This is a genomic window from Variovorax raffinosi (assembly GCF_051216615.1).
GTDB lineage: Bacteria > Pseudomonadota > Gammaproteobacteria > Burkholderiales > Burkholderiaceae_C > Variovorax.
Genome location: NZ_JBPJZR010000013.1, coordinates 239,824 through 260,512, shown reverse-complemented (window position 1 = coordinate 260,512; position 20,689 = coordinate 239,824). Strand labels below are relative to the sequence as shown.

At 62.7% G+C, this 20,689-nt stretch carries 13 protein-coding genes and 2 pseudogenes; 4 read left to right on the top strand and 11 right to left on the bottom strand.

What is annotated here, in order from left to right; all coding sequences use genetic code 11:
• Window positions 1-1,168 (top strand): hypothetical protein (locus tag ACSFB7_RS30985; RefSeq protein ID WP_435476163.1); only part of this gene is annotated, 1,168 nt, incomplete at its 5' end.
• Window positions 1,169-1,267: 99 nt separating this feature from the next.
• Window positions 1,268-2,806: an IS3 family transposase gene (locus ACSFB7_RS30980; protein ID WP_435476162.1), complete on the top strand. Its 1,539-nt coding sequence runs from the start codon at window positions 1,268-1,270 to the stop codon at window positions 2,804-2,806.
• Between the two features lie 341 nt (window positions 2,807-3,147).
• Here ACSFB7_RS30980 and ACSFB7_RS30975 read toward each other — a convergent pair whose 3' ends face one another.
• The 3 genes from ACSFB7_RS30975 to ACSFB7_RS30965 form a co-directional block, all read right to left on the bottom strand.
• Entirely contained in the window at window positions 3,148-4,344 is a 1,197-nt protein-coding gene (locus ACSFB7_RS30975) for a hypothetical protein (protein ID WP_435476161.1), read from the bottom strand.
• Window positions 4,345-4,669: 325 nt separating this feature from the next.
• A complete protein-coding gene (locus ACSFB7_RS30970) occupies window positions 4,670-6,085 on the bottom strand; it encodes a hypothetical protein (protein ID WP_435476160.1) in 1,416 nt (471 codons plus the stop codon).
• A 153-nt stretch (window positions 6,086-6,238) separates the two neighbouring features.
• Window positions 6,239-6,400 carry a hypothetical protein gene (locus ACSFB7_RS30965; RefSeq protein ID WP_435476159.1) on the bottom strand — a complete coding sequence of 54 codons (162 nt, stop codon included), beginning with the start codon at window positions 6,398-6,400 and terminating at the stop codon, window positions 6,239-6,241.
• Between ACSFB7_RS30965 and ACSFB7_RS30960 the strand changes: the two genes are divergently transcribed.
• The gene (locus ACSFB7_RS30960; protein WP_435476158.1) at window positions 6,399-7,139 is read left to right on the top strand and encodes a YozE family protein; all 741 of its coding nucleotides are present in this window, start codon (window positions 6,399-6,401) and stop codon (window positions 7,137-7,139) included. The genes ACSFB7_RS30965 and ACSFB7_RS30960 overlap by 2 nt on opposite strands.
• 143 nt (window positions 7,140-7,282) lie before the next feature.
• Here the strand turns inward: ACSFB7_RS30960 and ACSFB7_RS30955 are convergent.
• The 8 genes and pseudogenes from ACSFB7_RS30955 to ACSFB7_RS30920 form a co-directional block, all read right to left on the bottom strand.
• A pseudogene (locus tag ACSFB7_RS30955) lies at window positions 7,283-8,167 on the bottom strand (autotransporter domain-containing protein); the annotation flags it as partial.
• 209 nt (window positions 8,168-8,376) lie between these two features.
• Window positions 8,377-8,751, bottom strand: coding sequence for a hypothetical protein (locus tag ACSFB7_RS30950; RefSeq protein WP_435476157.1), 375 nt, complete (start codon window positions 8,749-8,751; stop codon window positions 8,377-8,379).
• A gap of 408 nt (window positions 8,752-9,159) precedes the next feature.
• On the bottom strand, window positions 9,160-9,390 hold the full coding sequence (locus ACSFB7_RS30945; RefSeq protein ID WP_435476156.1) for a DUF7661 family protein: 231 nt from the start codon (window positions 9,388-9,390) through the stop codon (window positions 9,160-9,162).
• 74 nt (window positions 9,391-9,464) lie between these two features.
• Entirely contained in the window at window positions 9,465-9,941 is a 477-nt protein-coding gene (locus tag ACSFB7_RS30940) for a hypothetical protein (RefSeq protein WP_435476155.1), read from the bottom strand.
• Between the two features lie 247 nt (window positions 9,942-10,188).
• Window positions 10,189-12,024 carry a sensor histidine kinase gene (locus ACSFB7_RS30935; RefSeq protein WP_435476154.1) on the bottom strand — a complete coding sequence of 612 codons (1,836 nt, stop codon included), beginning with the start codon at window positions 12,022-12,024 and terminating at the stop codon, window positions 10,189-10,191.
• A 17-nt stretch (window positions 12,025-12,041) separates the two neighbouring features.
• Entirely contained in the window at window positions 12,042-12,719 is a 678-nt protein-coding gene (locus tag ACSFB7_RS30930) for a response regulator transcription factor (protein WP_435476153.1), read from the bottom strand.
• Between the two features lie 131 nt (window positions 12,720-12,850).
• Complete coding sequence (locus tag ACSFB7_RS30925; RefSeq protein WP_435476168.1) at window positions 12,851-18,118, bottom strand: autotransporter outer membrane beta-barrel domain-containing protein; 5,268 nt, start codon at window positions 18,116-18,118, stop codon at window positions 12,851-12,853.
• A 147-nt stretch (window positions 18,119-18,265) separates the two neighbouring features.
• Window positions 18,266-18,376, bottom strand: a pseudogene (locus ACSFB7_RS30920) (ESPR domain-containing protein); the annotation flags it as partial.
• Between the two features lie 561 nt (window positions 18,377-18,937).
• Here ACSFB7_RS30920 and ACSFB7_RS30915 point away from each other — a divergent pair.
• Window positions 18,938-20,686: an ATP-binding response regulator gene (locus ACSFB7_RS30915; protein ID WP_435476152.1), complete on the top strand. Its 1,749-nt coding sequence runs from the start codon at window positions 18,938-18,940 to the stop codon at window positions 20,684-20,686.
• The last annotated feature ends 3 nt before the right edge of the window (window positions 20,687-20,689 follow it).

The following is a 20,689-nucleotide window of genomic DNA, read 5'->3' as shown; positions in this document are numbered from 1 at the left end:
CCATGGTGATCACCTTGAATCCCTGCTGAAATTCTCAGCAGGTCAGTGGAACACCCTGGTCAATATTGGATCGGCACTTTGCGGTTTAGCTGGTCAAGATTGCGTCGGCACTAACAGGATGGCATCGCGCGGTGAAAATCCCGCGATCGCCGCTTGGTGGCCGCGCCTATTCAACGCATCGGCTACACAAGACGGCGAAACACTGCAATCGACGCGTGATCTCTATGGACATGCGATCAACTCCCTAGGCGGTCGTCTCACACAGGCTGTACTGCTCGATATTCAAACTCACCAGCAATCAGGCGATACGATCGATAAAAGCCTCTTTGACGCCATCGAAACTGCGGCAGCTGCGCACGGGCGGCAGGGTGCGTATGCGCGAGCAGCGCTTGTCCATGCAGCAGGCTTCTTGGTAAACATCAAGGCAGAGAAAGTTGTTCAGATACTGGATGCCGCACTGCGGAAGGACAGCGGAGAAGCGGCTGCACTGCGGTCCATTCTCGTCTCTGACGCAAGGCTGTCATCGAGTGCATCTGCAGTGTTTCACGAGCACATTCTGCGAGGAGTTCTAGAGATCGGTGATGATCGACGTGCAGCCAAAGGTGCTGCGGCGAAGCTCATTGCACCAGCACTATCTATCGTGCGACACGAGAGCGATGCCAGCCAATGGGGAATCACAACGGCTAATGCAGCTCATTGCCTTCGTGTCGGCCCACCATCGTTGCGCGAAGGTGCCGCAGCACTGCTGAAGGAATGGATCAGCCAGATCGAAGGCGGCCCCGCTCAGGCATGGCGCGATGGCATTCGGCCACTACTCGACGAAGTGTGGCCTCGGGAGCGGTCGCTGCGGGAGAAAAGACAGACGAGCCATTTCGCGGCGCTGGCCGTCGCGACAGGGAACGCATTTCCTGAAGCACTCGAGTGGATTCTTCCCTACCTGGGCCCCTCCGATACGCACGGCATTTCATACGAAATCGAGAAGTCGCGGGCACCTGAAGATTTCCCACAGGAAACGCTGACGCTGCTGTGGCGACTACTCGGCGGAAAGACCAACGATCAGTTGGTCGGAACGTCTAAGATTCTCGACCGCCTGGTTGTAGCGTCGCCGCGCATGGAAGTCGACCGCCGACTTCAATCACTTTATCAACGAGCGGTCCACTACAACTGAGTGGCTGACGCAGAGCTTCAAGTAGCGATGTGTTGAATTCCGCTGATCTCTGACCCTAGGAGGATGCGGACAAAAACTTGGACTACCAAGAGGTAGTTCATGTATTCGTACGAAGACAGGATTCGAGCGGTCGAGCTATACATCAAGCTCGACAAACGCGTCAGGGCGACCATCCGTCAGCTGGGTTACCCAACCAAGAATGCCCTGAAAGGCTGGCACCGCGAATACGAGCTACGCCTCGATTTACCTGTGGGCTATGCGGGCCGGGCTGCCAAGTACTCCCTGGCGCAGAAGGAGGCGGCTGTTGAACACTACCTCACTCACGATCGCTGCATTGCTGCAACGATGAGGGCATTGGGCTATCCCGGTCGTGGAACGTTGACCGCATGGGTGCGCGAGGCGCTTCCTGAGACCAGGAAGTCCATGGTTGGCAGGTCTGGGCCTCCAAGGTATCCCGAGGCGCTGAAGCACGCCGGAGTCATCGGACTTTGCAGTCGACAAAAAGGCGCGCAGGCCGTGGCCGAAAAGCTGGGCGTGTGCAGGCCGACGCTGTACAACTGGAAAAACCAACTACTCGGTCGTGAGGCTCCCGCTTCCATGAAACGCCACAACAACTCTCCGCCAGTGCCAGAGCGAGAGGAACTGGAACGCCAACTCGAATCTCTGCAACGCGACATCCGGCAACTGCAGATCGAGCGCGACCTCTTGAGGAAGGCCAATGAAATATTAAAAAAAGGCCTGGGCGTCGATCTGCAACTCCTGACCAACCGGGAGAAGACATTGCTGGTTGACGCCCTCAAAGAGCTCTATGCCCTGCCAGAGCTCCTTGCCCAGTTGGATCTGGCGCGGAGCTCGTACTTCTACCATCAAGCCCGTGTGAAGGTAGCGGACAAGTACCTCGCTGTGCGCCGCAGCATCGCCGACATCTTCGAGACGAACCACCGCTGCTACGGCTACCGCAGGCTGCAGGCGTCTCTGGCCAGGCAGTGCATCACCATCTCTGAGAAGGTTGTGCAGCGGTTGATGAAGCAAGAGAGCCTGATCGTCTCCAAGCCAAAGCGGCGCCGATACGGCTCCTATCTGGGGGAGATCAGTCCGGCGCCCGAGAACCTCATCAATCGCGACTTCCACGCCGCAGCGCCGAACGAGAAGTGGCTCACCGACATCACCGAGTTCCAGATCCCGGCCGGCAAGGTGTACCTCTCGCCGATCATCGACTGCTTCGATGGCCTGGTCATCAGCTGGTCCATTGGGACACATCCAGACGCTGAGCTCGTCAACACGATGCTGGATGCGGCCATCGAGACGGTGGTCGATACCAACGACCGGCCCGTCGTCCACTCCGATCGTGGTGCCCACTACCGCTGGCCCGGTTGGCTATCGAGGATCGGTGACGCGAAGCTGGTTCGCTCGATGTCTCGCAAGGGGTGTTCGCCTGATAACGCTGCATGCGAAGGCTTCTTCGGGCGGCTGAAAACGGAATTGTTCTACCCTCGGGACTGGAGGGCCGCCACGGTCGAGCAGTTCATCAAAGAAGTTGATTCCTACATCCGCTGGTACAACGAAAAGCGGATCAAGATCTCCCTTGGCTCCCTCAGCCCCATCGAGTACCGAGAGAGTCTTGGACTTGCGACATAAAACCAGTCCAAGTTTTTATCCGCACCCCCCACCGTCGTCACCGAGTCCTGACAGATTGGGCTGCAGTTACCTCCAATCTGTGCGTGGCTGGCGGCATTGCCGTTGTCGGATTGGGTGGGATCGATGTGCCTGTTGTTCCGCGCTGGTGCTAGCGAACTACTCGAATTGAATGGCAATTTGCCAACCGAAGTTCAACCGCGGATCGTCGTTAATGCAATTACCGCCAACAGTGTAGCCGGGCGATCCTTCTGCAGCACGGGACTCGTACAGCAGGGTCTGCGGTGAGTATCTGGCACTGGGGAAATTTACTTCACTGACGCATGGTATGACCGGTCGGCCCTCTACGCTGCTGTGCTCAAAATAGAATTTCCCCCATGCCACAGGCCATCGCGCGGGATTGTGAAGGGGCCCTCGTAGACGAACGAGAGGCGCGCATACATCGTGGTCTCAAGAGTTGCGGGCGAGACCGCTTCGTTGCCATGCTCTGCTTGAACCTGTACGGTGACGCCGAGTCCTGCATCTGGTGCAGATCTTGGCGTGACGGCTCCAGGGTAAGGAACGTCCCACCAGTCTGGCCGCGTCGATGTGAATGTTGCGGAGGCAGCTGGTGGCGTCTTAAGAATCAGGTCGCCTTCAGTGCCTTGAGGCGAAGTCCACGTCCACTTCCAGTTCGAAGACTCTGACGTGACGTCCGCGCCGTCGCTGCGAATGACTTTTGCATTGATGGTGGCAGGACGGTCTACTGCGACTTTGGCTGTGGTCGCCGAAAGCTCAATCCGATAGGTGTAATGAAGCAAGGCGGTCGCAGCGATCTGTCCGCTCACGACGCTCCCGTTGGGTGCCGAGGCTTGGACCGTGATAGTGGCGGACTCAGCTTGAGGTCGTGCGGTGCTCGCGAGCAGATTCGCAGTTGCTCCTTTTGGCGTAACGCCCACCACGGTGGTATTGCTGCTGCTCCAGTTCCAGCCGGTGGCCGTGGCGGTCACATCGGTCCCGTCGCTCGCCAACACGGTCGCGCTGACCGTCATGGGCTGGTTGAACTGCAGGTTGACGGTTGGGTTGGCCAGCACGAGCTTGTAGGTCAGCGGTGCAGCAACGACTGTCACAGTCGCCTGCTGCGTGAGCACCGTGCCACCTGGGGTGGTGGCCTTCACCGTGATCTGGACCGAGCCGGTTGCGACTCCGGTCACGATAGCTGTGGATGCCGCGCCGTCCTGGCTTGCTACGGTCGCTAGCGTCGAATCGCTGCTTGTGAAGACCGTGGACGGGTTGGCAACACTGCGACCCTGGCTGTCGACCATCGAGACAGTGAGCTGCAGCGTCTTGCCGACCGTGACCTCGCCCGCAGTCGGCGTCAACGTCGCCTGATAGGTGACCGGAGCCGGAGGTGGCGCGATCGGAAGGAACGGGACGCTTGCGCCACCTCCGCCGCCGCACGCGGCCAGGATCGAGAGAAGCATCGAAGCCGCCACGCGACGAGCGAGCACTTGAATTCTTGCCGACGGGCTTTGGCCAGCGGCGAGGGAAACGAACGACATAAGAAGACCCTCCAATGGCGCGCGACGGTAGGGAGGTTTCTTCCCGAGCGCATTGGACTAAAGTCCAATACGGAGCAGATTTTTGGCGAGGGAAATCCCTAAAGTGCGGCTGCTCCGAAATGGTTTGGTGGGAGTGGATCGGCTCTTGTCGAGCTGGGAAAGTTCGCTGATGGTGCCCACGCTGCCGGAAGCATCTGCGAGCGCTTCGCCAAAGCCACCGAGCCCTGAACGATAAGGCTGTGGTTACCCCCAATCGGTGCGCAGCTTGCAGTACTGCCGCTGCCCGATTGGGTGGAATCGATGTGCCTGTTGTGCCGCGCCGGTGTTAGAGAATTGCTTGAACGTGAATTTTCCAACCGGTTTTTAACTGCATATCATCGCTTTGGCACCCACTGGTAACAGCGTAATCGGGCCATGTGACGTCGTTGTTCACGCGAAACTCGAACAGCAGGGTCTGCGGTGAGTATCTGAAATAGGCAGTAGCCTGTTCCATGATGCACGGTACAACTGGCCGTCCCTCTGCGCTGCTGTGCTCAAAATAGAATTTCCCACCATGCCACATGTTATCCCTAGGAATTTTGAGGGGGCCCTCGTAGACAAATGAGTAGCGCGCATACATCGTTGTCTCTAGAAGCGCAGGCGAGACAGTGTCGCTTTCGTGATCGGCTTGAACGCGCACGGTGACATTGAAACCAGCATCTGGTGCAGGTCTTGGAATGGCATACAGACCAGCAGCGTCGCCAAGATCCCACCAGTCTGGTCGAGACGAAGTGAACGTGCCGGATGCAGTTGCGTTTGGCGCAAGAATCAGGTCACCATCAATGGATGGAGGCGCAGCCCAGGTCCACTTCCAGTTCGAAGATGCCGGCGTGACATCCACACCATCGTTGCGAATGACTTTGGCATTGATGGTGGCAGGACGGTCTGCTGCGACCTTGGCTGTGGTCGCCGAAAGCTCAATCCGATAGGTGTAATGAGGCAGGGCCGTTGCTGCGATTTGCCCACTCACGGCGCTTCCATTGGGGGCCGTGGCCTGAATGGTGACGGTGGCGGATACAGGCGTCGTCGGGGAAGTGTTGTTCGCCAGCAGGCTTGCAATTGCTCCGGACGCTGTGACAGCGAGGACTCCAGAGTCGCTACTTCCCCAACTCCAGCCAGTGGCCGCAGAGGTCACATCGGTTCCGTCGCTCGCCAACACGGTCGCGCTGACCGTCATGGGCTGGTTGAACCGCAGGTTGACGGTTGGGTTGGCCAGCACGAGCTTGTAGGTCAGCGATGAAGCAACGACCGTCACAGTCGCCTGCTGCGTGAGCACCGTGCCATCTGGGGCGGTGGCCTTCGCAGTGATCTGGACTGAGCCCTTGGCGATCCCAGTCACAACACCTGTGGATGCCGCGCCGTCCTGGCTTGCTACGGTGGCTAGCGTCGAATCGCTACTTGTGAAGACCGTCGGCGGATTGGTCACGCCGCGGCCCTGGCTGTCGACCATCGAGACGGTGAGCTGCAGCGTCCTGCCGGCCGTGACCTCGCCCGCAGTCGGCGTCAACGTCGCCTGATAGGTGACCGGAGCCGGAGGTGGCGCGATCGGAAGGACCGGGAAGCTTGCGCCACCGCCACCGCCACCACTACCACCGCCGCACGCGGCCAAGATTGAGATCAGTACCGCAGCCGTCATGCGACGAGTGAGCAACTGGACTTTTGCCGACAGGGAATGGCCGGCAGCGAAGGAAACGAACGACATAGGAAGACCCTCCATCGGCGCGCGATGCTATAGAGGCTCGTCCCGGAGCGCATTGGACTAAAGTCCAATACGGAGCAGATTTTTGGCGAGGGGAATCCCTGCTTTGCTGTCTAGTGCCTGGTGGTGACGACGTCGCCTATCAGACGATCTCCCCTATACTGCGGGCAGCAGCCGATTCGCCGGCTTGCCCGCCCACAAGGCGAAGCCGTACGCGGCAGCGACATCGAAGATGAGTCTTGGTTTGACCTTCAAGGTCACCGCGGCTCGATGTGTGGGCGCATCGACGTCGAGGTGACCGTAGGAATCGTCAACCATGGCTACTACTCTCACAGCTGCTCGCCTCGAGCAACTCAAGCGCGAAGCTAAGAAGCTGACCCGCGCCACTTCTGTTTCCCACGCCGAAGCCCTGGACCGCCTGGCGGTAGAGAACGGCTTCGCGAACTGGTCGCTGCTTGCCAAGCACGTTAGCCGTTCTTCGCCAGTGAGCCCGACCCCGGCGCTGCCGCCGCTCGCGCCGCCTCCTGCGCCGAAGCCCTCAATGCCGGCACGCTACTACCTGCATGGCGACGAAGAGGAAGGCGCGTCGGGCAAGTTCTACTGCTCCCAGTGCGACCTCTTCGTTGACGGCGGCCACTTTTTCTCGAAGCACCCGCGCGAGGAGACCCTCGAGCATTGCCTCGCTGCGGTCGAACGCTGGGGGCGCCGTCCTGCGTCAGAGACGGTTCACCGCCGGCCTCATGGTGCGCACAACATGTTGGAACAGGCGGCACGTGCTTTCACCGCGGCGCGAGAGGCTGCACGAGGACCGTTCCATCACTGGTTGGAGCAACGCAAGGACCGCGACACCATTGTTGGGGACATTGCACGGGACGCACTTCGCGACAAGACCTTCCCGGTCGGCGCGACGACCCTTGATGAGTTGCTGAGCCACCTCGATCGCAAGTCTGCTCCCCATGCTGCCAGCCAAGCGCTAAGGGAAGCTTGGAAGCAATTCCAGACCTCGCTCAGGCGAGTTCAACGAACGCGGCCAGGTAACAACGCCCTTGTTGAGTGAACGATGAGCTGGCCCGATTTTCGTCCGTCTCGAGCCCCGAGCGTCGGCCCACATCGCGCGCTGCGGGAACTGGCAACCAACTGCTCAGTTCCTCGCCCGAGCTGGACGAAGGCGCGCCAAGCCCTTTCAGCTTCGCTGCGCTGCTACCACTTCACCCGCACGCCCACCGAGCCGTTGATCGAACTCTTCGCTTTGGCGTTGCCGCCCGATGACCAGAGCTTGCCGACTTCGCCATAAAGGCTGGTCGTCTGGTTCAGGGCCAGCGTGAAGCCGCCCGCCAACTCCGTGCTCGTGCCGCCGGTGGGCGCTGCGATGTCGGTCGCAGTCGCGCCATTCACGAAGCGCGCGATGTCCGTGCCGCTCGATGTCTTGTAGACGTTGACGCGGCCGTACGGCTGCAGTGCGCCAATGCCGGTGTCGATCTGGCCCTTCACCCGCACGCCTGCGCGAGCGATCCCGCCGCTGTCGGCATGCGGTTGAACTACCGCGCCGACGATGACGGAGTTGCCCAGGTCCAAATGCTGGTGAATCAGTTGCAACTGCGGCTCGATGCTCCAGCCGCTGCCGCCCAATGCAAAGGCCTGCCCCACTTCGATGGAGCCCAACAGACTGTTGCCCTTGCCTTCGGCGCTCGTGCCGATGTTCGATTGCACCGTGTAGCGGTGGCGGCCCGACTGCACGACCGCATCGGCGTAGAAGCCGCTGTCGCCGGTGTAGGTGCCGTACACGCCCACGTACTGGCTGCGCAGGTCGTTGCGGCCGGTGCGCAGGTTGCTCACGCCGCTGGCGAAGCCGTTGACTGTGGCATCGCCGTCGAGCTGGCCGACGTAGATGCCTGCACGCCAGTTCGACGTGGCCAGCAGGTCAGTGCCGGCCTGGAAGCCCGTGAGGCGCCCCTTGCTGGTCGGCGAGACGGTGCCGCCTTGCCGGATGTCGATGTCGGTCGAGAGAACGCGCGCCCAGGCGCGGCGATCCGAGCCGGTCGGCGTGGTCGCTGAGCCCTTCACGTCGTCGTCACCCACGCGCTTGACCCCCTGGAAGCGATATGGGGCGACTTCTTGCTTTTGATCGGCGCAGCGTAAGGAGGCAGGGGTCCTCAGTACGACAAACTACTGTCGGTCAGGTCCCCGCCGTTCCCCAGAAATGAGCATAGTCGTCAAAGGATGATGTGTGCCCGTCGTACTTCCGGGTGACCTGCACTGTCGTTAGGAGCGAAGTACGCCAAATTGAAGGGAGCTCATCCAAGTTTTCCGCGCCTATTGCACACGTGGCAAAAATTGAAGTTTTTTTGTGGCCTCGCTTCCGGGCACATCGCGGGCAGGCGGGTGTTGACACACAGCACGGCCGTGTTCGGGAGCTTCGTCGCCAACTCGGCGTTGGCGAATCGGCCCTTGTTTTCATCGAGTTCGGTCTGCACCTCCTTCGACATGGTGTCGGCGAACTTCTTCAGCTGACTGGCCAACCCGTCGCCCGTGAAGCCGGCAGCCTCAAGCTCTTTCTTTCGTGCCTCCAGCGCCTTTTTCTCTGCAACTTCGGCGACCGCGCGTGCGTTCGCTTCCTCGATGGTCTCTCGGCGAAATGTCATCGCATTCCTTTGTTGTGGGATCGTCATTCTGATCAGTTTGCCAATTAATTAGCGAATGCCCGAACCTGCGCCTGTCAACGATTGGGAGGCTGTGGGAGGAGTTTGCCAAGCGCTCAAAAAAGAAGGAATGGCCGTCCAGTAGCCTCCTGGAGCACGAATTTGCCGAACGCACCAAGCGCCGTCTGCAATGTCACCGCGTCAAGTTTCAGCTCGATCCTCCATCGCGCGCCGTGCAGAGCAGGCGCATCGGCGCTGAGATAGCCCCCTGCGAGATCAAGCAGGCGATCGTCAAACAGGCTGTGGCTCGCACCTGTTGAACCTTCATTTCTTCGCTCCTGTGGTGATGCGGAGCATAGCGGCCCTGGGGCGCAAAGATCGGTTCTGGAGGACTTTGGCCGATCGACGACACGAAGCATTGGCGCGGTGACGAAGAGGCTAGGTGTCTCGGCTGGTGGCAACCTCGAAAACATCGCCGTTCGTCGGCGTCGCGGACTCGTGGAAGATGTCGTAGAGATACTGCGCCAGCTCGGCGCGCGTCACATCGGACGGAATCGCCAGTCCTGCTGGCCGCCGCTTTCCATCGTCCCCTGTCAGGTGAGCCACCCATACGTCACAGACCCGCTCGATCGCAATGATCTGTCCGAAAACGTTGAATCGGTATCGCATGGCTCGTTCGTTTTGAATGGCGCCGGCCAGATGGTGTCAGATGGACCTTGAACCGAATGAAGCGAGGGCGCAGGTCACTTCACCTCGCGCAGTTCGACAATGGTCGAACCGACAGCTTTACCCTCCACAAAACCCCCTGTCTGTGGATAAACGGATTGACCCAGCGATGCCTTGAATCCGCACTCTGAGCTTGAGCCGAGCCCCGCGGTATGAAACCCCTCTCCACCGATCACGACGTAGAGCCTTATGCCCCCTGGCTTGCCCAGCATCTCAACACGATCGATCTTGCCTCGAAACTCCCTCACGTCAGCAGCGCCGCCTGGCGCGAGGCACTTCTTCGTGAGCATCACGCCGCTTGCGAGTGAACCGATTCCCACCAGCATCATGAATGCGCCGCCGAGGGCCGGCACTACAAGATGCGCCAAGATTTCTGAACGCGGACGCTTGCGCGCCTTGAACGCATACGTGAGTACCCCGGCACCTACGAGTGGGATGAAAACCGAGATCGCGGCCATACCAAGATGCCACGGAGCGGAAGCGGCAGCGTACATATGACGATCTGGATCGGAAACAGCAGCTAGTGAGCCCGGTGATTTTGCCGACAGTGTCGGCAACGATTTTCACCACACGCGTGTTGAAGAGGTATCGGGAAGGTCTGGTTGTGGCCGATTGTGTTGAAAAACTCCTGCGAATTCTAGGGATGGTCTGCAGAACGCGATTTGCGATCGCGACTGAAGGAATAGGGTGATGGCGGGCGATTGCGGCGATCAGATCGAACAGCCTCAGCATCCACCTTCCTTATTCAATCGGACAGTCCAGCACAACCGCAGTGCCATGCGCGCTCGACCGAACGTCCAGTTCGCCATTCAGCCGCCGAGCCCGCGCCGCCATGCTCCGCATGCCCAGGCCCTTGTGCATCCCCGATTCACTCTCCCCCAGGCTGAAGCCGCGCCCGTTGTCCCGAACAGTGAGCAGCAGCCTGCCGCCAGCCACCTCCATATCGACACGCACTTGCGACGCTTGGCTGTGCTTCAGCACATTGGCCAGCGCCTCCTGCAGCAGCCGCAGAAAATCCAGGCAGCGTCGCTCGCTGAGGCGGCAGTCGTCCGGCAACTGCAGTGTCCAGATGCATTCGATCCCTGCAGCTTCCAGCACCCGTGTCGTGCGATGCCGCAGTGCCGTCACCCTCTGTGAGAGCCGGTCCGAGTTCTGGTCGAGCGTAGAGTTCTCGATGATCAGGCGCAGGTCGTCGCGAACCTCCTTGAGTGCCCACAGCGCCTCGATCTCGCTGATCTCATGACCGCTTTCGAGCGAGGCGATGTGGCCGCTGAGCGTCATGCCCAGCCCGTCGTGCAGGTCGCGCACGAGGTTCGTGCGTTCGGCCAGCCGCGTGGTCATCAGTTCGACCGCATGCTCGTGGCGCAGCATCGACGACATGCGCTCGGTGGCCTCCTCCACCCTCACCTGCAACTCCACGTTGAAGTGCTCGACCAGTCGCATGCCGACCACGAAGCGCCACGTCAGCACAAAGGAGATGCCGACCATCATCGAGCTGGCCGACCAGGGGGTGTAGTACATGTTGGTGTTGAGCCAGCCAACGAAGACCGCCACGTCATTCAACCCGGCGACCAGCGGCAGCAAGGTGCAAAGCGCCAGTGCCTGCACTTCTCTTTTGCCCGACACCAGGGCCTGCCGGCAAACGAGCCAGACGCAGAAGCAGAAGATGACCAGCTCCAGCACCACCACCGCCTGGCGGATCTGCGTCTGCAGTGAAAGCGGCGCCAACCACAGCGCTGCGGTGCCAAGGCCGGCCGCGGCCCATGCCAGCCTCGCAGCACGAGATTTCTTCAGATCGCAGACGAGCAGCACGAACATCAGAAAGCACGGAATGCTCAGCAGTTGCGCCGTCTGGACGATGGCCTGGAAGGCATGCGTGCTGCCCAGCGGCCATGCAGAGATCGCGACGTAGTTGTAGCCCACCGGCACCCACAGCAGCGAGAACAGGCTGAACCAGCCGTAGAAGGTGTCGCGGCGGCGCAGCAGCCAGAACAGTCCATACAGCAGGCCCATCCCGACCGTGAACCCCAGGCTCACCAGGTGCAGCGATTGGCGCACGAGGCGCTCCCGCTCGAAATGCGCACGCGCCAACGCGGGGGTGCCCAGCGTGGCAAGGCCAAGGCCGGGGTGATAAGCGGCCATGCCCGAAACGCGTACGAGCAGTTCGTTGGAACCGGGCCGCAGCAGCGGCGCGTTCAGCACCCAGTACCGGGGCCGGTTCCAACTGCGTGACAGTGGCTCCTGCAGGTTCTCGTCGCTGTCCAGCAGCGCACCGTTGAGGTAGACGGCACCCGCCATCGAGAAATGGTCCAGGGCAAGACCGACCGGGGGCAACGCCGCGCCCGTCGCCTCGCTCCATCGAAGCCGGTACCACACCACGCCGTCGTAGCCGGGCCAGCGAACGGGCCAAGTGTTGTCGGGCAGTGTCAGCGGCATCCATCCCTCCACGGGCGGCGTGTCGGACGAAGCATCCGCGCGTACGGCCTCGATGCGCTCGAAGGCCCGCGACGGTTCTGCCGGAGCGGACGTTGCCAGGCCGCAGAAGAAGGCAAGCAGCAACAGGAAGATGCCCCGCATTGCCAGTCCCGGCAGGCTCAGGGCAGCAGACCCCGGCTGCGGGCACTGTGGACCGCGCTCGATCGGGTGCGCACGGCGAGCTTGCGGTAGATGTTCTTGGCGTGGCATTCGACAGTGTTGGTCGTGATGTTCAGGCTGAGCCCGATCTCGCGATTTCCGAGCCCCTGCGCCACCAGTTCGAGCACCTGGATTTCCCGCTTGGTGAGTTCCCCCTCTGCCCCCTCCGGCGCAGCGGCGATGTTACCGAGCGCAGGCGCAGTTGGCGCAGCGGCCGATATGTCGACCAGTTGCAGGATGCGCCGCGCGATCACCGGATCGATCGGCGCACCGCCGCGCTGCAGGCTGCGCAGCGACAGCTCGATCTCCACGTCTTCGCCGTTCTTCAGCAGGTAGCCAACGGCACCGCTGCGCAGGGCCTTCAGCACTGTCGCGTCGTCGCCAAGGCTGGACACGATCACGGCCTCCGTCTGCGGCGCGTGCGACTGCATCCATGGCAACAGGTCGATGCCGTCGCCATCGGGCAGGCCCACGTCGAGCAGCGCGAGGTCGAAGCGCGCCCCCGTCATCTGCGCACGCGCTTGCGCCAGCGAATCGGCGATGGCGCACCGGCACCCGGCAAACACCTGCGCAACGATGCGCTGCAGCCGCTGCCACGCCAGCGCGTCGTCTTCAACGATCAGGATTTTGAACGTCACAGGGTTCCTTTTTCGATTCAGTGATTCGGCCCATTCACAAGCCTCTTCCCCGGACCTTACTGAACCGGCGTGGTTTCGCAATCCCGGAGAACCGTTAAGGCGTTGGTTGGAAGCGCTGCGCGATGACCCGATCACCACTTCACGCGCACGCCCAGCGAGCCGTTGATTCCGCTCTTGACCTTGGCATTGCCGCCCGAAGACCAGAGCTTGCCGACTTCGCCGTAGAGGCTGGTCGTCTGGCTCAGGGCCAGCGTGAAGCCGCCTGCGAGTTCGGTGCTCGTGCCGCCCACGGGCGCGGAGATGTCGGTGACGCTCGCACCGCTCGTGAAGCGTGCAACGTCCATGCCGCTCGAGGTCTTGTAGACGTTGAAGCGACCGTACGGCTGCAGCGTGCCCATGCCGGTGTCGACTTCGCCCTTCACGCGAACGCCTGCACGGGCGACCCAGCCGTTGTCCGCCTGCGGCTGAACGACGGCGCCTGCAATCAGCGAGCTGTTCAGGCTCATGTGCTGATGGATGAGCTGCAACTGCGGCTCGATGCTCCAGCCACTGCCGCCCAGCGCGAAGGGCTGACCTACTTCGATGGAAGCCAAAAGGCTGTTGCCCTTGCCACCCATGCCGGCGCTCAGGTTCGGCTCCACCGTGTAGCGGTGACGGCCTGACTGGACCACGGCGTCGGCATAGAAGCCGCTGTCGCTGGTGTAGGTGCCGTAGATACCCACGTACTGGCTGCGCAGATCGTTGCGACCCACACCCAGGTTGTTGATGCCGCTGGCAAAGCCGTTGACGCGCGCATCGCCGTCGAGCTGGCCGACGTAGATGCCTGCGCGCCAATTCGGCGTGGCGAGCAGATCGGTGCCAGCCTGGAAGCCGGTCAGGCGACCCTTGCTGGTCGGCGAGACGTTGCCGCCCTGCTGGATGTCGATGTCAGTAGAGAGCACGCGAGCCCAGGCGCGGCGGTCCGAACCAGTCGATGCGGTGGCCGAGCCCTTCACATCGTCATCACCCACGCGCTTGCGCAAATCACCCAACATCGCAAGGTTGCCCTGGCGTAACTGGCTCGGCAGCGAGGCGTAGAGCGCAGCTTCCGGGCGGTAGGCAATGACAGGCAAGCCCACCGGGTTGCTCGGAGACACAGCATTGGTCGTGGAGCGCAAGTACCAGTTCTCGCCCGCGCCGGTGGCGTCGCCTGCGTTCAACCGGTATTCGTACGCACCCGCATCGACATGGCCGCCAGCCAGCGAGAAGGCATCCTTGGTCGTCTGCGCCGTCGTGGTCGCACCGTTCTGCGCGGTGATGACCTCGATGCCGTTGCCGCTGGTCAACGCGCCCAGCCCACCGAGGTTAGTGATCTGCACGCTGGTCTTGCCGCTGGCAATGGCCGTGGGGCCGTTGAGGATCAACCGGTCCGATGGGCCGGCGCCGTTGAGTGCCGTGCCCAGCTTCAGCACGCCGTTGTTGCCGACGTACGGGCCGTTGACTGTCAGGGTCGTGCCCGGCGTGGTGCCGATGAGCGAGACCGTGCCGCTGTTGGCCAACGACGCCACTGTCTGATTGAACCCTGCCAGATCGAGCGTGGCGCCCGCCGCCACGCTGTGCGCCGAAGCAGCGCTGAAGGTGTTCACCGCGCCGGCCTTCAACGTGCCCTGCGCCACGTCGGTCGCCCCCGTGTAGGTGTTCGCGCCCGAGAAGGTCAACGTGCCCGTGCCCTGCTTGGTGATGAAACCACCGCCGCTGATCGCGCCGCTCAGGGTTTCGGAGAACGCACCGGTGTCGATGACGGGATCGTTGTTGCCCGTCAGCTTGATCGCATTGGCGATGGTCAGGCCATCGGCGCTGAAGCCCAGCGTGGTGTCGTCGTCCATCGACAGCACGCCGGTGCCCAGTGCATTGCTGTTGCCCAGGTTCAAGCGCCCCTGCCGCAACGCCGTGCCGCCGGTGTACGTGTTGGCGCCCGAGAGCGTCAACGCACCCATGCCGACCTTCACCAGCGAACCGCCGGTGCCCGAGATCACGCCCGAGACTTCCGTGCTCGCATTGAGGTTGCCTGTCGTCAGCACCTTGCCGCCCAGCAGCACCTGGCCCGCGCCCGCCAGCGAGCCGACGGTCATGCCTGCCCCGGTGACGCCGGAAACATCCAGGCTGCCGCCCGCGTCATTGACAAGCGAGGTCCCGGCCGCCGAGCCGCTGCCCGCGAACGCCACGAACCCGCCGCGGGTCGCACCATCGCGCGCGGCCGTCGTGATGGCTAGGCTCCCCGGATCGGCACTGCCGCTGAAGACGAGGCCCGCGCCCGCGGCCACGAGCACATGGCCGCTGCCCAGCGCGCCGGTGACCGAGGTGTTCACGGTCCCTTCGTCGATCAGCGTGCCGCCGCTGTAGCTGTTGACTGCCGTCATCGACAGCTCGCCGCCGCCGATCTTGCGAAGGCTGCCGGAGCCGCTCATCGTGCCGGCGTAAGTGCCGTTCACCGGCTGGTCGAAGGTGACCCTGGCGTTGTTGACGATGTCGCCCCGCAGGCTGGTGGTGTTGCCCTGCAGCACGCCGGCCTTGACGGTCGTGCCGCCCTTGTAGTCGTTGGCCCCCTTCAAGACCAGCGTGCCCATGTCGTCCTTCACGAGGCCACCGGTGCCGGTCAGCACCGATTCGATGGTGGCCGTCATGCGCGCGCCGGAGGCCACGCCGTCGCCGACCTTGATGGTGGTGGCCGCATTGCCGAGCGTGAGCGCGCCGCCTTTGACGACATAGCCATCGGCGAAGAACTGCGCGCCGCCGATGCTGACGTTGCCGGCGCCGTTGTCCACGGTGACGGTGCCGGCCTTGCCGCCGAACATGGCGAACCCGTTCTGCGTCCAGGCCTTGTTGAGCTTGCCGTCGGCATCGGTCCAGCCGTCGTTGGGGCTGCGAAGTCCCCAGGTGCCCGAGCCGCCACCGGCCGCGCCGTCGTTGTACCTGGTCGGGTCGCCGCCATCCCAGAAGTTGAGTTTGGCGCCCGTGCTGTTGATGAGATTGACCTCGCCGGCGACCCCGGTCTGCACGTACAGGTCCGCTGCCGGGGCCTTGGCCGGAGACGTTCCGATCGACAAGCCGTTGCCGCTCAGCGCGCCGCTGTACTTCATGAGGCGGTACAGGCCGGGGCCGAAGTCACCGCCTGCCGACTCGGTGACATTGAGCGTGCCGTTCAGGGCAAGGTTGCCCTTCACGTCGATGAGGTCGTTGAGCGCACCGCCGGGTGCACCGGCCTGGCCGAGTTCGTAGTTGAGGATGGCGCCGCTGTCCAGGCTCAGCGTGCCTGTGGTCAAAGTGCCGGGGCTGTTGCCGGGCGACAGGATGCCGCCGCTGGCGATGTTGACGGCGCCCGCGATGATGCCGCCGCCGGCCAGCGTCGCACCGCTGTTGACCTGCACCGCGCCGCTGCCGGTGGCGCTGCCCGCTGTGTTGTTCACGCGCAGCGTGCCGGCCGCCACCGTCGTGCCGCCGCTGTAGGTGCTGGCGCCTGTCAGCGTGAGCGTGCCGCTGCCGGACTGCGACAACGAACCCGCGCCGGCCACGGCCCCGTCGAAGGTCACTGCGTTGTTGCGCTTGAAGATGAGCTGCGTGTCGAGCTTGACGTTACCCTCGATCCAGCCGGTGTTTCCGCCATCGCCGATCTGCAAGGTGCCCGCGCCGATCGTCGTGCCGCTGCCGTTGGTGTTGGTCTGTATCGATCCGGTGACGACGGCGCCATTCGCGGCACTCAGGTTGAGTTGGCTGGCCATGACGCTGCCGGTGACCTTCAATGCCTGGCCGGTGTTCAAGCTCAGCACGCCGCCACTGTCGAAGTTGCCCAGTTCGGCGATCTGGTTGACATTGCCCAATGTCGTGTCGCCTACTGAACTGCCCGAGAGCTTGGTGGCCGTGATGGCTCCGGCGACCTGGATAATCGAACCTGTCGAATTGAGTGTCGTGGTCGTGCCGCTGACGTCGCCAGCGAGCGTCAGGTTGCCGGCAACTGTCAGGGCCGTGCTGGCGCCACCGTTGAGCGGGCCGGCGACCGTCAGCGACTGCGCGTTCTTCAGGCTAAAGCCGCTGGCCGAAAAGGGCCCCAGAGTGACGATCCGGTTGGCACCGGTGAGCGTGGTCGTGGACTGGGAACTGCCCGAAAGCGTATTGGCGGTGATACTGCTGCTCGCGTCCTGGTTGATGGCGCGGCTAGAAGCAAGCGTTGTCCTTACGCCAGCTAGGGCCCCAGCAATCGACAGGTCGCCAGCGGTTGTGTTCAAGGCGACGCTGGCACCACCGTTGAGCAGACCATCGACCGTCAGGGATTGCCCGTTGTTCAGGCGGAAGTCGTCGGCCGAAAAACTGCCGAGGCTGGTGATCTTGTTGTCGCCGTCGAGATGGGTTGGGGCTGAGCCTGAATTTCCAACAAGAGTGCCGGCGATCAAGGTACCGCTCGCGTCTTGCGTGATCGCACCGGTCGACGCAAGGGAGATCTTCCCGGAGCCCGCGTCGATCCTGGAGCCCGCCTGCAGGTCGATCACGCCGCCAGTAATGGCGACTCTCCCGCCCGCCGAGGTCCCCGTTGCATTGATCGTCCCCTCGACCGATACCCCGGTGTCGGAGGCCAGGGTGACCTGCCCCCCATTGACCCCGCTGACGTCAATCGAGCCGTACTTGTCTTGGACGACATCACCGCCCTGCGCGCTCAGCGTGACGCTTCCGCCGTTGCCGCCATTGCCGCTGATCCCCTGGGCCTGGATCGCACCGCTGTTTCTGACCAGTTGGGTGAACAGCAGCGGCATTGCGGCCGCCTGCAGCACGATCTCCCCACCGTCAGCCTGCAGGGTCCCGGAGTTGCTGACGGCTGGCGCCCCGGCATTCATAACTCCAGCGAGCGCAGCGTTCGCAGGGAGGGTGATGGTGATCCGCCCGTTGCCATCGAAATTCAGCTCCGCATGATCGACAGCAGCGAGGTTGATGCGACCCGACCGGGCAACGATGGTGCCGGGGTTCGTGACGTTGGCCCCCACAAGCGCTACCGAGCTACCGTTCAGGCGGCCGTAGTTGAAGATGGTGCCGCGACCGCTCCCGCTCACATCGAGCAGGTACTTGTTTCCACTGTTCGTGATGTCCAGCGTGGTGGCCATCAAGCCGCGCGCATTCACCTGGGCACCCGGTCCGAAGAAGATGCCATTGGTGTTGCCCAGAAAAACCTTGCCCTCCGAGCCGATGGAGCCATAGATCTGGCTGGGCGTCTGGTCAAGGATGCGATTGATCGAGATGCTGTCCGCGCTCTGCACGTAGATGACAAACGCTGCGCTGCCAACGTCAAACGTGCTCCAGTTCAGTCCCATCACCTGCGTATCCTGCGTAATGGTTACGGTCTGGCCAGAGGTGACTATCGAACCATTGCCCATGATGATCGAGCCACTCCTGGGTATCGTCGACGCCGTAGGAATACCACCCCCAGCGCCCGCAGGTATCGCCGCGGCCAGTGCAAGAAGTGCAAAAGCGGCCTTCCCTCGCCCACCCAGACGTCCATGACGCGCCACGAGACGGCGCCTCGCCTGGCGAGCCGTGCCGGACGCCGCGCCACTGGGCGCGCGCGCAAGCTCCGACACCACTTGCAGCATGCCTCTGGCGGAATTGAAGACGAGGCGGTAGACGTGATTCATGGATTTCCCCCGGTTTTATGAAGTACGGAAAAACGCTGAACCGCCAGCGCGGCGCCGCAATGCTGGACGCGGGCGCTGGCCGCAAGCGGCGCGCCAGACGAAAGTGCAGGCGGGCCCTGCCGACCTCGCGAGCCCGCTCTTTCACGCTTGACCAGCTCGACAAAAAATACAGAGACGAACCCTCCGTCGGAATCCCTGAATTCAGGGAGAGCAGTCGATCGTGAATCTTGAAGAGGAATCGCGGGCCAGTGCTCTGGCGCCTCCTTCATCGCCCAAATGCGCCCATGTCGCACGGCACGCGCGCGATGGAAAACGGGTCGACAGACACGGTACATTGATTTGTTCTCCTGCTTTTTTCTTTGAATTGAAGAGTCGCGACGATGGTGCGACAAAGGCATGGCGGCGCGATGCTACGCATCCTTGGCGCGCGGCGCATTGGACTAAAGTCCAATGACAGGTGCGATGGCTTGCATCAGCATATGGATTCATCCGCCGTGGTCGGGCCTTGCGGTCCGGCCGTTTTCGCGCGCCTGCGCCTTTTGCCTGGACCTCGACGATCCGATGAATGCTCTGCCGTCCACTCCCTCCAGCATCCCGGTCTTTGCCGCTCGCATGGCGGCTCTGCGGCGCAATCTGCCGTTTGCGCTGCTCGGCGTCCTGCTGACCGTGGCGCTGGTGATCGCGGCCCTCTACAGCGTTGTTCCGCATGCGCAATTGGCCGCCTGGGCCGTGGCCAACGCAGCGCTGACGGCCGCGCGCGGCTGGTGTGCATGGCGCTATCGATTCGCAGAAGATGAGGTGGGCTTGCATCGCTGGCGCCGCTACACGCTGGCAGGCACAGCCGCTGGTGGCCTGCTCTGGGGCCTGCCCATCGCCTGCTGGATGTTGAAGGTTCCGATGGCCCACCAGATGTTCCTGGTCATCGCGCTGTTGACCATGGGAACGGGGGCCATCTATGCCTATTGCATCGACCTGCCTTTGCTCTACGGCTTCCAGGTGCCGTACTTCCTGCCCTCGATGATCGTCTTGGCCCTACTGCCACACCCGCTGCTCCAGGTCATGGGACTGGCCGGCATGCTTTATCTCTTCGTGACCCTGGCCTTCGCCCACCGCATGCACCGCACGCAGGTCGACTCCTTGCAACTGCGCTTCGAGAACCTCGATTTGTTGAAGCGGCTGCAACAGGAAAAGGAAGCCGCAGAGCGAAGCGATCTGGCCAAGTCACGTTTCCTTGCGGCAGCCAGCCACGACCTGCGCCAGCCGGTGCACGCCCTGAGCCTGTTCGTCGGCGTGCTGCGCGAGCAAGCGTTGCCTGCGCTCAGTCGCCACTTGGTGGATAACATCTCGCGTGCAACACAGGCGATGGGGGCGTTGTTCGAAGGACTGTTGAACCTCTCGCGGCTGGATGCCGGCGTGGTGCGGGCGCGCGTGCAGCCCTTTGCGTTGGACGGGCTGCTGGAACAGATCGCGCTGGAGTTCGCGCCGCAGGCCGCCAGCCGCTCGCTGGTGCTGCGCATGCGGCCTTCGGATACCACGGTGCTGTCCGATCCGGCGCTGTTGGACCGCATCCTGCGCAATCTTGTCGACAACGCGATCCGCCACACAGGACGCGGCGGAGTGCTGGTCGGCTGCCGACGCGTCGGCGATGCGCTTCGCATCGAGATCTGGGACACCGGCCCCGGCATTCCGCCCGACGAGCATGAACGTGTGTTCTGGGAGTTTCATCAACTGGGCAACCCCGAGCGTGATCGCGCCAAGGGGTTGGGCCTGGGACTGGCCATCGTGCGTCGCACGGCCACGTTGTTGGGACACCCGCTCGCGATGCGCTCACGCGTGGGACGCGGCACAGTTTTCAGGCTGACCGTACCGATGGCCAAAGTTGGCACTCCCGTGAATGAGGTCACCGCGGACACGGCGCTGCAGGCGCCCTCGCAACCGGAGTCCGCGCTCATCTTTGTGATCGAGGACGACGCACCCAGCCGGTACGGCCTGCAGTTGCTTCTGCAAGGCTGGGGGCATCGCGTGGTCGCCGCTGCCGGTGCGGCCGAAATGCTCGAACTGATCGAGGCGGTGCCAGGAAAGCCGAGCCTCATCGTCAGCGACTACCGCCTGCGCGATCACCAGACCGGCATCCAGGCCATCGACCGGCTGCACGAGGAATACAACGATGACACCATTCCCGCGCTGCTGGTCAGCGGCGACACCGATCCGCAGCGCCTGATCGAGGTGGCCGCACGCGGATGGCCGCTGCTGCACAAGCCGGTGGACCCCACGCAACTGCGCACAGCAATCGCACAGCTGTTGGCCTGAAGG

What these genes read in the sequence shown, in the direction of transcription:
- ACSFB7_RS30980 (WP_435476162.1), top strand. Translation starts at nt 1,268, where the DNA reads ATGTATTCGTACGAAGACAGGATTCGAGCGGTCGAGCTATACATCAAG.
- ACSFB7_RS30975 (WP_435476161.1), bottom strand. Translation starts at nt 4,344, where the DNA reads ATGTCGTTCGTTTCCCTCGCCGCTGGCCAAAGCCCGTCGGCAAGAATT.
- ACSFB7_RS30970 (WP_435476160.1), bottom strand. Translation starts at nt 6,085, where the DNA reads ATGTCGTTCGTTTCCTTCGCTGCCGGCCATTCCCTGTCGGCAAAAGTC.
- ACSFB7_RS30960 (WP_435476158.1), top strand. Translation starts at nt 6,399, where the DNA reads ATGGCTACTACTCTCACAGCTGCTCGCCTCGAGCAACTCAAGCGCGAA.
- ACSFB7_RS30965 (WP_435476159.1), bottom strand. Translation starts at nt 6,400, where the DNA reads ATGGTTGACGATTCCTACGGTCACCTCGACGTCGATGCGCCCACACAT.
- ACSFB7_RS30950 (WP_435476157.1), bottom strand. Translation starts at nt 8,751, where the DNA reads ATGACGATCCCACAACAAAGGAATGCGATGACATTTCGCCGAGAGACC.
- ACSFB7_RS30945 (WP_435476156.1), bottom strand. Translation starts at nt 9,390, where the DNA reads ATGCGATACCGATTCAACGTTTTCGGACAGATCATTGCGATCGAGCGG.
- ACSFB7_RS30940 (WP_435476155.1), bottom strand. Translation starts at nt 9,941, where the DNA reads ATGTACGCTGCCGCTTCCGCTCCGTGGCATCTTGGTATGGCCGCGATC.
- ACSFB7_RS30935 (WP_435476154.1), bottom strand. Translation starts at nt 12,024, where the DNA reads ATGCGGGGCATCTTCCTGTTGCTGCTTGCCTTCTTCTGCGGCCTGGCA.
- ACSFB7_RS30925 (WP_435476168.1), bottom strand. Translation starts at nt 18,118, where the DNA reads ATGGGCAATGGTTCGATAGTCACCTCTGGCCAGACCGTAACCATTACG.
- ACSFB7_RS30915 (WP_435476152.1), top strand. Translation starts at nt 18,938, where the DNA reads ATGAATGCTCTGCCGTCCACTCCCTCCAGCATCCCGGTCTTTGCCGCT.